This window comes from Edaphobacter paludis, from assembly GCF_039993895.1.
GTDB lineage: Bacteria > Acidobacteriota > Terriglobia > Terriglobales > Acidobacteriaceae > Edaphobacter > Edaphobacter paludis.
Window position 1 is genome coordinate 111,617 of sequence record NZ_CP121194.1, and the last position, 13,577, is coordinate 125,193.

Sequence of the window (13,577 nt, forward strand, 5' to 3'; positions counted from 1 at the left end):
CTAACAGGATGGCCTTAGCGATTGAAGCGATCACTGCGCTTTTGACTTTGTGTGGATTGGCGTATCTGCTGCTGGCATTGTGGGGAACGCGAGACTTCGCGCACTACTGGAGGCGGCGTCTGAAGGACACGGGCTTTGCTCCCGATGTCAGCATCCTCAAACCAGTGAAGGGCATCGATCCGCATATGTATGACGGGCTGGTGAGCCATTGCCGCCAGCAGTATGCAGGCAACTTCGAAATTTTATTCGGCGTCGGCAGCATGGACGATCCTGCCATGGGCGAGATCGAGCGCTTGCAGAGGGCGTTTCCTGACTGCATCATCCGCGTGGTGGAGTGCCGCGAGCGGCTGGGGACCTCCGGCAAGGTAAGCAATCTGGTGCAGATGCTGCGCGAGGCTCGGTATGAGCACGTGTTGATTAATGACAGCGACATTTATGTCTCTCCGTTGTATCTCGCCCGCGTGATGGCTTGTTTCGCGGATGCTTCGGTTGGCCTGGTGACGGCACCGTACATTGGCCGCACGGAGAGCGGCGGTGGGCGAACGCTGTGGTCGCGGTTGGAGGCGCTGGGCATCTCAACCGATTTTTTGCCCGGCGTACTGACGGCGCGCAAGCTGGAGCATGGCATCCGCTTCGGTCTGGGCTCGACGCTGGCTACAAGTAAGAGTGTGCTGGCGAAGGCTGGAGGGCTGGAGCCGCTGACTGAATATCTCGCCGACGACTACGAGATGGGCGCACGCATCGCCGCCGCAGGCTATCGTGTGGAGCTGTGCGCTGAGGTGGTGGAGACGACAGTCCCGGCGTATCGCTTTCGCGGCTTCTGCGATCATCAGCTGCGCTGGGCGCGGTCGACGCGCGACTCGCGCAAGCTGGGATACGTCGGGTTGGGGATTACCTTCGCGTTGCCGTGGGCGGTAATGACGTGCATTGCGAGCGGATTCGCGCTTTGGAGCTTTTCGCTGCTCAGCGTGGTGGTGCTGGCGCGGGTTGCGGTCGCGCTTTCCGTCGGCGTCGGAATTCTGCGCGATGGACAGGTGCTGCGTGATCTATGGCTGCTGCCCCTGCGGGATTTCTTCGGCCTCGGCTTCTGGGCGTGGAGCTTTGCGGGAGATACGGTCGTGTGGCGAGGCGAGCGGTTCCATCTGCGTGATGGGCGGATTGCGCGCTAAAAAGGATTCGGCTGATTACTCAGGATCTCTTTTCCACCGCTCTGCGCGATGAAGAACGCTTTGCCGGGGAGCTTAGGTACGGGTTGGTCTAGATCCTGCCACAGAAAGATGCGGCGGACGCCAAGCCATTTGAGGCTAAGCGAGGCGTCGGTCTCAAAGATATGCGGAGCATCAGGGAAGAAGGAGCCGTACCAGAGGTTGGAGCTGCGGCCATTGAGGATGTGGATGGGCTGGGCATCGGCGGCCGGGCGGTGGAGGTAGAAGCCGAGGGTGCTGCCGCTCTCGTACTCGCCGTCGATGACGATGAGATCATCGGGCTTCAACTCCGGCGCGATAGCCATCGCCAGTTTGTAGGAGGTCAGCACTGGAGAGAATATTTGCAGACCAAGATGTGCTGCTAATAGAAAACCGAAGGCACCGCCAGCCAGCCAGAGGTTCGCGGCGTGGGGCTTGTAGTTGCGGCGAAGCAGCCAGTTGAGGAGTGTTCCTGCAAAGAGCGCGATGGCAGTGATGATCAGCGGTGTGCGGAAGGCTCCCATCGCTCGCGTGTCGAGATCGAGGAAGTGCCCGAAGGAAAGCGCGTAGTCGCCTGGGTTCTGTTTCAGCATGGCAGCGAGGTCGGTATTGGGGGCGGGTGGCTGCGAGTGCAGGATAAAGAACCCCGCCGCCAGTGCGGCAATTGAGCCCAGCACGAGAAGGACGATGGAGATGCGCTGTCCCGCAACGACGAGACGGTTGGGGACGGTGAAGGCCTCTGCCTCATCTGCTTCATCCGCCAGCCATGCGGCGATCAGCAGCGCAAGCGCGGGCAGCGCGGGCAGCACATAGTACTCCTGCCGAGTGGAGAAGCTGAAAAAGACCATGGGAACCGCCGCCCAGATTCCCAGAAGCAGGCGCGTACTCTGCGCTGCATCGAGCAGTTGGCGGCGCAGAGATTTCAGCCAGGGAACAGTGGCGACGGCCTTGAAGAGGTAGGCGCTCCACGGCATCAGCCATACGAGCAGCAGTCCCCAGAACAGCGCCAGCGGAACCGTGTCGTAGTCGCGCGGGACGCGGAGGTTGAGATAGCGCAGCACCTGTTCGTTGACGAAGTAGAACCACAGCCAGCCGTGGACGTTGCCCTCGGTTGGGCCGGGAACGGACCAGTGGCCATGAACGAAGGCGAGGTGGCCGGGATGGCCCTGCGTAGGATTCGCGAGGGCTATGAGGATGTGCCATGGCGCGGCGATGACGAGGAAGACGATGAGGCTGGAGGCGGGAAAGAACTGGCGGAGGCGGAGGAGCGTTCCGCGGAGGCCGCGGGTGAGCAGCAGGTGCGCGAGGACGATGAGAAGGGGGAAGACGATACCGATCAGTCCCTTGGTCAGGACGTTGAGCGCGCAGCAGGCTGCGAAGCTCCAGCATAAGAGTCGGCTGGGACGTTCTTGTGCTTCGGTCTTCCAGTAGCAGAGCATCGCGAGTGTCAGCCACAGGCACACTGCGACGTCGGGGATGGTGATGCGCGTGAAGATGAAGATGCCGAAGCTGGAGAGCAGGATGAGGGCGGCGTACAACCCGGCGCGGGTCGAGCCAAAGGCACGCCGTCCAAACGCCTCCATCGCCAGCACGAGTGCCAGCACGGTAAAGGCCAGCGGCAGGCGCGCCGTTGCGGTGTGCACGCCGAAGACCTTGAAGCTTGCGGCGATGCTCCAGTAGAGCAGCGGAGCTTTTTCCAGATAGCGGATGCCGTTGGCGTAGAGCGTGACCCAATCGTGGCGGACGAGCATCTCGCGGGCTACTTCGGAGTGGACCGAGTCGGCATCGTCGAGCAGGGGAGGGGTGAGCAGGGTGAAGCTGGCGTAGAAGAAGAACCAGAGCGCGACCAGGATAAGTCGATTGCGGCGTGGAGAGGCTGAGGCTGGCGCAGTGTCGGTGAGCACGTAATTAGTGTATTTGCTCTGGCGAGCGAAGGGCTTAACGTCAATTCGAACCGATAGTTGAATTGAACTGATTTGTCGTAGACTCAGGCTGACTGCATGATGAATGATCTGGTTCAACCTGGGAGCATGGTGTCGCCGCCGACCGAGCTTATCTTCGGCGACTGGTATCCCGCGCTGCGCGCTACTGAATTGCGCAAGGGCGGGAAGAAGACCGCGATTCTGCTGGGCATCCCTCTGCTGCTGGGCCGCAAGAACGATGGCAGCATCTTTGCCATGCGCGACCTGTGTCCGCATCGCGGGATTCCGCTTTCAGCGGGGTGGTTCGACGGCGAGACTGTGCAATGCAAATATCATGGCTGGCGTTTCGAGCCATGCAGCGGGCAGTGCGCGGAGATTCCGTCGCTGACCGGGCACGACACGCTGGATGCGACGAAGATCTTTGCCAGTTCCTTTCCCTGCACAGAGCGCGACGGATACGCGTGGGTTTATATCCCGCAGGCAGGAACAGGGCGCGTCGGCGATGCGCTGCCCGCTGTACCCGAGGTGCCGAAGTTTTCCGAGCAGTATCGCAGTGCTCACCTGACGGCCGATCTGCCATGCAATGTCGATCACGGCATCATCGGGCTGATGGACCCGGCGCACGGGCCATTTGTGCATCAGGCGTGGTGGTGGCGCAGCCGGGCGAGCATTCACGAAAAAGAGAAACACTTCGAACCGATTCCACAAGGGTTTCGGATGTCGGCCCATGCTCCGTCTGGCAACAGCGCGCCCTACAAGCTGCTGGGGGTGTACGGAGAGCCGATTACGACGACGATCGATTTCGTGCTGCCGAATCGGCGGTACGAGACGATCCGCTGCGGTGACAAATGGTTCTCCAGCTTGACCACGGTGACGCCGGTGACGGCTTCGACATGCAGGATTGACGTGGCTGCGGCGTGGAATATTTTTTACAACATTCCATTTGTAACTTCCATCGCTACGTTCTTTGGAGCGCGCTTTGTGCGGCAGGATCAGGAGACGATGATTCAGCAGGCCGAGGGACTGCGCTTCAATCCGGCGTTGATGCTGATCGACGATGCCGATAAGCCGGCGAAGTGGTACTTCGCTTTGAAGCAGGCGCGGTTGAAAGGTACGGGGGAGCATCCTCTCGCTGGGCCGGTCACGCTGCGCTGGAGAAGTTAGGCGTGTCTATGCGAACTTGCCTAGCTGCTCGCGACTAGCTCTTCGGATGAATGGAATAGATCACTCCATTGACGTCGTCGGTCACTAAGAAGGAATCGGGACCGGTTTGAAAGATGCCGCAGGGGCGGCCCGTTACCTTCCCTTTGACGAGGAAGCCGAGCAGGAAATTTTCCGGATGGCGCGATGCGGGTGTGAAGCGAACGACGCGGTAGCCGGTGCCGATGTGCGGTTTTCCAGCGCCGTGCAGGGCTACGAGAAAAGTATTGTTCAGGAGGCGGTTGGAATCATCGAAGAACGCCAGTCCCAACGGGCTGGAGTGGGCGATGAAGGTGGTGTAGGCAGCGGGAACGTGAGTGCAGTCGAATTGCGGCGGCGTTGGGCCGACCGGTGGAAAGACATTCTTATTCAAATCGGGGTGCGAGACGACCGGGTCTTCGTGAACGATGCCGTGTTCGAAGTAGCAGGTGGGCCAGCCGTAGTTGCTGTTAGCTGGCACGGGATGACGATTCGAATCAAGCTCGAAGAACGTGTCTTCAGGCGCTTGATCGCCTAGATGGTCGTCACCCATGTTGGTGGCGAAGAGAGCGCCATCGTCGATAGAAGGCACAAAGGCCATGTCGACGGCGTTGCGCAATCCCTGCGCAATAATCTGCTGGTTCCTGCCATCAGGGTCCATGACCGAGAGTGAAGCGCGAATCGGCTCCTTCTCGCGGCACGCATTGCAACTGCTGCCGACGGTGACGTACAGCCGAGTCTGCCCATGCAGTCTGGCGAATGCGACCGTGCGTGTGAGATGCCATCCACCGTACTTATAGTTGAGACCGTAGTCGGGATAGTGCGCGAGCACTTCCGGCGGCCCTGTGGGAGCGTTGTCGCCAGCCTTGTATTTATAGCGAAGCAGGCGGTCCGTCAGCGCGGTATAAAGCCACGATTGACCGGATGGATCGGTATAGAAGGCAACGTTATTTGGGTTGCGAAGATCCTTCAGGTAGGTGATGCGCGTCGAAAAGGTGTGGGTCGTGGGATTCAAGCCGCCAAGGATGTAAATGGTTCCCTGGGTGTTGTCGGCCAGCGAGTACATGTCGGTCGCGAAGACACGGTTGTCGGGAGACTTCGCCATGAAGCGGACGCGGCGCATGCCCTGTGCGGCGACGCCGATATCGAAGGCAGCAGGCAGCGAGAGGGTCATGTTCTTGCCGCTCGCGAGGTGAAGCGTGTGCGGCTTTAGGGCGGTCTGCGCATTAGCTGCGAGGCTTGTGGCTAACGCGACTAGAAAAAACGTGCGGAGTTTCGACATGTGGTGATCGTAGCGGATGGAGCGTACCTGCAAAAACGTGCTGTTCGCACTCATTCTCAACCTCAACGCAGCTAGAAGGCGCTCACGCCGGCTTCGACGACAAGTTGATCGACGCAGATGTTCATGGCTTCGCCGAGCTGCTTGAACCCCTCTTTCCATTCTTCAGTCCAGTAGGTCTTGTCGCTGCGGCGGAGGAGGTCGTTCCAGATGTTTTGCGCCTGCCAGAAGTTCACCTCGAACGGCAGCTTGCGCAGGGAGTTTGCGATGGCGACGGCGTTGGAGATGGCGCCCGTGGCTGAGAAGTTGCCGAAGGCTTCGGCCTCAAGCCGGATCATGGCTCGCTTCATCCGCTGTCCTGCGGCGAAGCCGAGCAGATGGGGATCAAGGTCGATCTGGTCGGTCTCGGCGCGATTGAGCAGGCGCTCGATCTCGATGGGGTCGAAGGGTTCGGCTTCGATGGCACGGCGCAAGCTGGCATTGATGGCAAAGCTCGAGGCGAGTGCAAGCGCGGGAGGCGCGGCAATGCCGGCCTCGGTGAGAAAGTGCAACAGGGAAGCGTGATCCTCGTAGATCTTGCGCAGCGAATCTTCCATCTCGGAGAGGGTGCGATTGAGGATGGTGTTGAGGATGCGGTGCTGCTCGTCGGCAAATAGAGAGGTGAGCGAATATGAGGTGTTGCCAAAGAAATGGTCGATGAGGCGGATGACCTCGGGAAGATTGGCGCGGCGCATGGCGTTGCCGATCTCCGACGAGAAGGTGGTGAAAGCGTCCAGTTGATCGGGCTCCTCGGGAGCGTAAGGCTTGATGGCGGCGGAGAGGTTCTGATCGCCGAGATGGAGGACGGCGAAGCAGATGTTCTCGTTCTCTTCGGTGATGCGGGAGCGGACCCGGGCGCGGCCGAGCGCGACGCGGCCGCGCCCCGAATTGAAGATCTCGTGGCTGTTGCGATGCACATCGAAACAAAAGAGTTCGCCGTCCTCGGGATAGGAGCGAAAGATGGAGCTGATCGCGTAGTGCGCGCCGACCTCTTCGAGACCGATGCGCATGTCGGTGACGTAGCGGCGATAGACCTCGGCGCCGTTTTGCATCTCCGGGACATTGCTCTTTGCCTTCTCCAGAATGTTGAGAAATCCGGCTTCGAGGGCAACGCCGGCCTTTCCGAAGAGCTTGGCGGCGAGTTGGAGGACGCGGCCTGCGTAGGCGATGATCTGCACCGTCTCGATGCCGGAGATCTCGTCGAAAAACCAACCGCAGCTGGTGTACATGAGCTGGGTGTGGCGCTCGAGCTCGAGCAACTCAAGCACATCAATGCGCTCGGCGGAGGAAAGTTCACGTGCAGCTTGGGCGAAGAAAAAGTTGGCCGTCGAAGCCCGCGATCGATCGTTGATGACGTGGATGTAAGCGTCGCGTGCGGCCCAGAGATCCTTGAGCAGAGGCCGAGCAAATTCTTCAGCGAGAGGAGCGACGGCATCGCGCAGGTAGTCGAGCGCCTCACGTAGCGGGGCGCGCCACTCCTGGTTCCAGCCGGGCTTGCCGCCGTTGCAGCCGCAGTTGGAACGCCAGCGCTCGACGCCGTGAATACAGCTCCAGGAGGTGTTCTCCTCGACTTCCGCCTCCCACGTGGGAGGGAATTTTTCGAGGAACTCACCATAATTGGTCAGCTTGGCCTGCTTTTCGTCCTCGATCCAGTGCATGGCGTAGGAGAGCGCCATCTCGCCGTGTTTGTGGTGATGGCCGTAGCTTTCGCCATCGGTGGCGATGTGCGAGAGTTGGGCAACTTCAATGTCGGGGGAGCCGGGACGAAACTCTTCCATCAGCCGTCGTCCAAAGTCTTCGCCGCTGTTGAGGATGCCTTCAAAGGCGACAGCGCGGGAGTTGGGGCCGTCGTAGAAGAAGACGGCGATGCTCCGGCCTTCGTCGAGCTTGACGGTGTAGGGATGGCGGGGGTCGACGGTGGCATCTGGCGTTCGCAGCCAGGAGTCGCCGTTGTCTACATCGACGTGACGGCGCACCCGGGCGCATTGGTGCGGCGCGAGGATGGTGAACTTGATACCCTCCTGTGCCATCAGGTCGAGCACGCTGCGGTTGACGGCGGTTTCAGCCAGCCACATGCCTTCGGGCCTGCGCCCAAAGCGCTTGGCGAAGTCGGCAATGCCCCAGCGGATCTGCGTGAGCGCGTCGCGCCGATTGGCCAGCGGCATAATCATGTGGTTGTAGACCTGCGCGAGGGCGGAGCCGTGTCCGCTGTAGCGAATGGCGCTGGTTCGGTCCGCATCGAGAATCATGCGGTAGGTGCGCGGCGCGCTGTCCTGCAGCCAACTGAGCAAGGTGGGGCCGAAGTTGAAGCTCATCCGCGCATAGTTGTTCATGATGCGGATGATCTCGTTCTGCTTATTGGTGATGCGTGATGCACCGTTGGGCGCGTAGCACTCTGAGGTGATGCGATCGTTCCAGTCGTGATACGGAGCGGCAGAGTCCTGGACCTCGATGCTCTCCAGCCAGGGATTTTCGCGCGGCGGCTGATAGAAGTGTCCGTGAACACAGACGAAACGGGTGCCGACCTCGGCCACAGGCGGTGCGGGGAGAGCGGCTTTGATTAATGTTCTGGACTTGGCCATAGATGATTTGATGATAGGCAGAGCTGTCGGAATATGAAAATCTTGAAAGCCTGTGCGATGGGGCCGATGCGGGTAGGATTCACGGAAGCGGCGTGAGTTTGCCTGCTGCCAGATCGCAGGCCCGCCACAGATACCAACTGGCCACCGAGGACCAAGGCTTCCAGCGCTCGCCGCGGCGGCGCATTACGTCGGCTTTGGGGAGATCGGCAGGCGTGACTTTGTCGGCTGGCTTGAGCCCCTGAAAGGTAAGCGCGAAGCCCTTGCGTACCCCATAGTCGTCAACCGGCAAAACATCAGGACGGCCAAGGCGGAAGATCAGCAGCATTTCGACTGTCCAGCGGCCAATCCCGCGAACCTGGGTGAGGTGCTCGATGATGGCTTCGTCGGACATGCGGCGGATGCGCGCGAGCGTGGGCACGGTGCCGTCGATCGTCTTTGCGGCGAGATCGCGCAGGGCGAGGCTCTTGTTGTGCGAGAGGCCGGCCGCGCGCAGTTGTTCGTTGGGGCAGTCGAGCAGATGCTCGGCGGCGGGATGCTCCACACCGCAGACGGGCCCGAAGCTTTCGAGCAGACGGCGATGGATGGTCGCGGCGGCTTTGCCATGCAACTGCTGGTAGATGATGCTCTCGACCAACGCCTCAAAAGGGGACTGCGTGCTGGACAAGCGCAGCGTGAACGGGCCTGCGCGTTCGATGAGGCGGCCCAGTTTGGGATCGGCGGCAGCGAGTTCTTTGCAGGCGAGTGCGGAGTCGTAACGAGGCGGGCGCGGACGATTGAGTGGACGCGGCATACGTTGACGGTATCGCAGGCGTCGCAGAAAGTCTCGGGACGCCATTCGGACCGGCTTCTCAATCTCGGACTCATTTGGTTGGAATTTACAAGGACAACACCGTTCCGGCAGGGTAGATATTGTGGTTCGACGGGTCGATGCGACTGTCATGCACGAGATGTTGTGCAGAGTCTCTGCGAAGTTATTTATGTGATATTTCGATAATCGGATTTCGCGTGTAAAAAAAAGTCTGAGAGCGCCGGGGAGTGGTTCCAAGAAGTGTTTTCGCGCTGGTATACTCGGGTTTCTTAACTAAAGCATTTTTTTTGGGGACTCTACTCATCGCGGAAGCCCCAGCCGCCGACCCTGTATGGCCATCGGCAAAATCGCATTCAGTAATAGCAGGCAGTAGCAGGTAAGGAATCGAGGGGCAACCTCTCGACCTCGAATCAGGTAAAGCAAAGGAAGCAGGAACGCACTCATGGCGCAAGTTTTTGACCGCAGTTCGAACGCGCTGGCTCGTTTGAGCCTGGTGTTGACGGGCATTATTGTCATCGCGCTCGGCGTCACTCTGAACGAGCTGCAGCGCTCGCCGTGGGTGACGCGGCAGGGTCAGCGGCCGGACCAGCCGATACCGTTCAGCCACAAGCACCACGTCGAGGGCCTTGGGCTCCAGTGTCAGTACTGTCATACGTCGGTGGAGAAGTCGAGCTACGCCGGAATCCCCCCGACCAAGACCTGTATTAACTGCCACTCCGAGATCTGGACCAATGCGGAACTGCTCGAGCCAGTGCGGCAGAGCTGGGCGACGGGCGCTTCGATCCAGTGGATTCGCGTGCACGATCTTCCTGACTACGTTTATTTCAACCATGAAGTTCATGTAAATAAAGGTATTGGCTGCGCGAGTTGCCATGGCCGCGTCGATGAAATGCCTTTGATGTATCAGCAAAATACGTTGCAGATGGAGTGGTGTCTGAACTGCCATCGCAACCCGGCCAGCAATCTGCGGCCTACCAGCGAGATCTACAACATGGCGTGGGCTGGCCCATCGACGGACAAGCCGGTGTGGTGCACCAGTACGGTAAAAGACGGCCCAACGTCCCAGGATGTGAGCTGCACGACGACCGATCCGAGCAACAATGGCAATCCTGAGCTTGCGATGATGCAGCTAGAGCCAGTGCATCCAGCGGGACAAGCCAGGCCGCAATCCGGAACCAACCTGCAGCCGCATCCGGTACAGGGTGGCGAAGGTCAGACGGTGGGCAGTCCGCTTCCGTTGCAACTGGCGATGCCGGCAAGCTATCAGAAGTTCACCAGCCAGATGGAGCTGGGCAAATATCTAACCGCTCAGTACCACATCCGCGCGCCTGAACAACTCTCGAGCTGCGAGACGTGCCACCGATGAAGACGACCGGGATCAAAACGACTGGGATTGGAACAGAGCAGACGATGGCTGAGACAAAAGCACCTGTAGGAGCACAACCCGTAGTAGTCACCCAGATTGCGCCGGCGAAGCTGACGCTCGCCGAGGTCCACGCCAAGCTGGACGGCAAGACCGGGCGGCGTTTCTGGAAGAATCTCGACGAACTAGCGGAGACCCCGGCGTTTCATGAGTTAATGGCGGAGGAGTTTCCCCGTCAGTCCGGAGCTGCCGAGTGGGTGGATGCTGTCAGCCGCCGCGGCTTCCTCAAAGTCATGGGCGCGTCGCTGGCGCTGGCCGGACTCGCCGGTTGCACCAAACAGCCCGACGAGCCTATCTATCCTTACGTCAAGCAGCCGGAAGACCTTGTTCTCGGCAAGCCGATGTACTTTGCCACCGCGCACCCCTTTCCTACGGGCGCGATTCCTGTACTGATCAAGTCCGATGCCTTCCGGCCCATCAAGGTGGATGGCAACCCGGAACACCCGATGTCGAAGGGCAAGTCGGATGCGTTTACGCAGGCGACGCTGCTCGACCTCTACGATCCGGACCGCTCGCAGCATGTTCTCAATCGCGGCCAGAACTCTTCCTGGGGCAGCTTTCAGCAAGCATTTTCCTCTGGGATCAAGAAGACCAGCGGCGGCCAGGGCGTCTACTTTCTGAGTGAGACCATCACTTCGCCGACACTGGCGACGCAGTGGAAACAGGTTCAGCAGGCCTATCCCTCCGCAAAATTGGTCCAGTGGGAGCCGGTAAACTCCGATGCTTCACGCGCGGCCTCGAAGGCAGCCTTCGGCAGCTATACCGATGCGCAGTACAAGCTCGAAGAGGCGGACCTCATCCTCTCGCTTGATGCGGACTTCCTCGGTGGCATCGCTCATCCGGGCTTCCTGCCAATGGCGGCGGCTTACGCCGAGCGGCACCGCTACGAAGCGGGCAAGCCGATGAACCGGATGTACGTCGTCGAGACCATGCCGACGGTTACCGGCTTCAAGGCTGAGCACAGATTGGCGCTGAAGCCCAGCGATATCGCGGCTTTCGCGCAGGGCCTGGTGCATGGGGCAGCTCCGCAGGGTCTGAACCCCGATCAGCAGAAGTTCTTTACCGCGCTGTTGGCTGACCTGCAAAAGAGCAGCGGCAAGTGCGTCGTCATTCCGGGTGAGCAGGCGGCCCCGGCGGTTCACGCCGCAGCGTACGCGCTCAACGCTTCACTGGGCGCCGTGGGTAAGACTGTCGTCTACACCGAGACGGTGAATCCGATTCCGTCCGAGCAGGTTGCCGACCTCAAGGCGCTGGTCGCCGATATGAACGCGGGCAAGGTCCAGTGGCTGGTCATGCTGGGCGTCAATCCTGTCTACTCGGCCCCGGCAGACCTCAACTTCCTCGACGCCTTCAATAAGGTGCCGAATACGGTGCATCTTGGCAATCACGTGGACGAGACCGGCGCGATTTCGGTCTGGCACATCAACAAGTCGCATTATCTTGAGAGCTGGTCGGATGCGCGGGCATATGACGGAACTATCTCAATCATTCAGCCAATGATCGCTCCGATGTACGGCGGCAGGTCGGCGCATGATGTGTTCCAGACTGTGCTGGCCGATCCGCAGTTGTCGGCTTATGACGTAGTCGCAGCCAACGCGAAGACCTACATCAAGGGCGACTTCGCTACGAGCTGGCGCAAGGCGCTCCACGATGGCTGGGTCGAAGGAACTGCATTTACGCCGAAGTCAGGTAGCCCGGCAGGGAACGCTCTCGCATTTGCGCCTGCACCGGCATCTGCGAGCGGCTACGAGATCTCCTTCCGGCCTGATCCGTCGCTCTATGACGGGCGCTATGCCAACGTTGGCTGGCTACAGGAGCTTCCCAAGCAGGTCACGAACCTGAGCTGGGACAACGCTGCGCTTATGAGCATGGGTACGATGGCAGATCTCAAGGTCGAAGAGACTGACCTGATTGAAATTGATCTGAACGGCCGTAAAGTCACCGCGCCGGTACTGATGGCCCCGGGTCATCCCGACAGCGCGATCACAGTCCACCTTGGATTTGGACGCCGCGCCGAGGCCGGCCGCGTCGGAGCGGGCGTCGGGTTCGATGCCTATCAGCTTCGCGTCGCCGATGCTCCTTACTATCAGGGCGGCGGAACGGCGAAGAAGGTGGGCAGCGACTACGATCTTTGCGTCACCAAGGTCCACAACATCGAGCATCGCGGCAGCTTTGCGCAGCACGATCTCGACAAGAAGATCTTCGATACCGAAGGAACCTACTCGCTGGCCGGGCACGAAGCGATGGAACGCTCCATCATCCGCTACGCCACGGTCGCCGAAGTGGAAAAGAATCCCGATTTTGCGCATGACGAGATGGGCAGGGACTCGAGCGGCACGCTGATCGGCAAGGTCGGATACTCGCCGCAGGGCGAAAAGCCGGGCCGGGACGAGACCTTCTTCCCGGACACCTGGCACTACGACAAGAAGGATCCTGCGACCCTGAAGGTGCAAAACGCGTGGGGCATGGCTATCGATCTGAATAGCTGTATCGGCTGCAATGCCTGCATCGTCAGTTGCTATGCCGAAAACAATATCGCCGTTGTGGGCCGCGAGCAGGTAAAGATCGGCCGCAACATGCAGTGGCTGCGCATCGATACCTACTTCGAAGGCGACCTGCATGCACCCAAGGCACACTTTCAGCCGATGGCCTGCCAGCACTGCGAGAACGCCGGTTGCGAACAGGTTTGCCCGGTGGGAGCGACGGTCCACACGCCGGAAGGCCTCAACACCATGGTCTACAACCGTTGCGTGGGCACCCGCTACTGCTCGAACAACTGCGCGTACAAGGTTCGCCGCTTCAACTTCCTGCTTTACTCGGATTACGACACCGAGAGCCTGAAGTTCATGCGCAATCCTGATGTCACGGTTCGTTCGCGCGGCGTCATGGAAAAGTGCAGCTACTGCATCCAGCGCATTGAGGCAGCCAAGATCAAGGCCGATATTGAAAATCGCGAGATCGCCGACGGCGACATCGTAACGGCGTGCCAGCAGGCCTGCCCGACCGATGCCATCGTCTTCGGCAATATCAACGACAAGGCCAGCAAAGTAGCGAAGCGCAAGGCTGAAGAGCGCGATTACCAGGTCCTTGCAGACTTGAATTACCGTCCACGCACAACCTATACGGCTGGCGTCATTAACCCGAATCCGGAGCTTGCATAG

At 60.1% G+C, this 13,577-nt stretch carries 8 protein-coding genes; 4 read left to right on the top strand and 4 right to left on the bottom strand.

The window, feature by feature from the left end; translation table 11 throughout:
• Positions 1–8 precede the first annotated feature (8 nt).
• The gene (hpnI, locus tag P4G45_RS00460; RefSeq protein ID WP_348267732.1) at positions 9–1,169 is read left to right on the top strand and encodes a bacteriohopanetetrol glucosamine biosynthesis glycosyltransferase HpnI; all 1,161 of its coding nucleotides are present in this window, start codon (positions 9–11) and stop codon (positions 1,167–1,169) included.
• Here the strand turns inward: hpnI and P4G45_RS00465 are convergent.
• The gene (locus P4G45_RS00465) at positions 1,166–3,088 is read right to left on the bottom strand and encodes a phospholipid carrier-dependent glycosyltransferase (protein ID WP_348267733.1); all 1,923 of its coding nucleotides are present in this window, start codon (positions 3,086–3,088) and stop codon (positions 1,166–1,168) included. The genes hpnI and P4G45_RS00465 overlap by 4 nt on opposite strands.
• 96 nt (positions 3,089–3,184) lie before the next feature.
• Here P4G45_RS00465 and P4G45_RS00470 point away from each other — a divergent pair, with 96 nt between their 5' ends.
• Positions 3,185–4,270, top strand: a complete 1,086-nt coding sequence (locus P4G45_RS00470; RefSeq protein WP_348267734.1) for a Rieske 2Fe-2S domain-containing protein — start codon at positions 3,185–3,187, stop codon at positions 4,268–4,270.
• A gap of 34 nt (positions 4,271–4,304) precedes the next feature.
• On the opposite strand, the gene P4G45_RS00475 is transcribed toward P4G45_RS00470, so the two are convergent.
• The 3 genes from P4G45_RS00475 to P4G45_RS00485 all read right to left on the bottom strand — a co-directional run bounded on the left by P4G45_RS00475 (position 4,305) and on the right by P4G45_RS00485 (position 8,975).
• A complete protein-coding gene (locus P4G45_RS00475; RefSeq protein WP_348267735.1) occupies positions 4,305–5,621 on the bottom strand; it encodes a hypothetical protein in 1,317 nt (438 codons plus the stop codon).
• A 17-nt stretch (positions 5,622–5,638) separates the two neighbouring features.
• A complete protein-coding gene (locus tag P4G45_RS00480) occupies positions 5,639–8,185 on the bottom strand; it encodes a DUF3536 domain-containing protein (protein WP_348267736.1) in 2,547 nt (848 codons plus the stop codon).
• 79 nt (positions 8,186–8,264) lie between these two features.
• Positions 8,265–8,975, bottom strand: coding sequence for a DNA-3-methyladenine glycosylase (locus P4G45_RS00485; RefSeq protein ID WP_348269196.1), 711 nt, complete (start codon positions 8,973–8,975; stop codon positions 8,265–8,267).
• A gap of 460 nt (positions 8,976–9,435) precedes the next feature.
• Between P4G45_RS00485 and P4G45_RS00490 the strand changes: the two genes are divergently transcribed.
• Together P4G45_RS00490 and P4G45_RS00495 are read left to right on the top strand one after the other, a co-directional pair.
• Complete coding sequence (locus P4G45_RS00490) at positions 9,436–10,359, top strand: cytochrome c3 family protein (RefSeq protein WP_348267737.1); 924 nt, start codon at positions 9,436–9,438, stop codon at positions 10,357–10,359.
• A gap of 44 nt (positions 10,360–10,403) precedes the next feature.
• Positions 10,404–13,577 (top strand): TAT-variant-translocated molybdopterin oxidoreductase, encoded by a 3,174-nt coding sequence (locus P4G45_RS00495; protein WP_348267738.1) that lies wholly within the window; start codon positions 10,404–10,406, stop codon positions 13,575–13,577.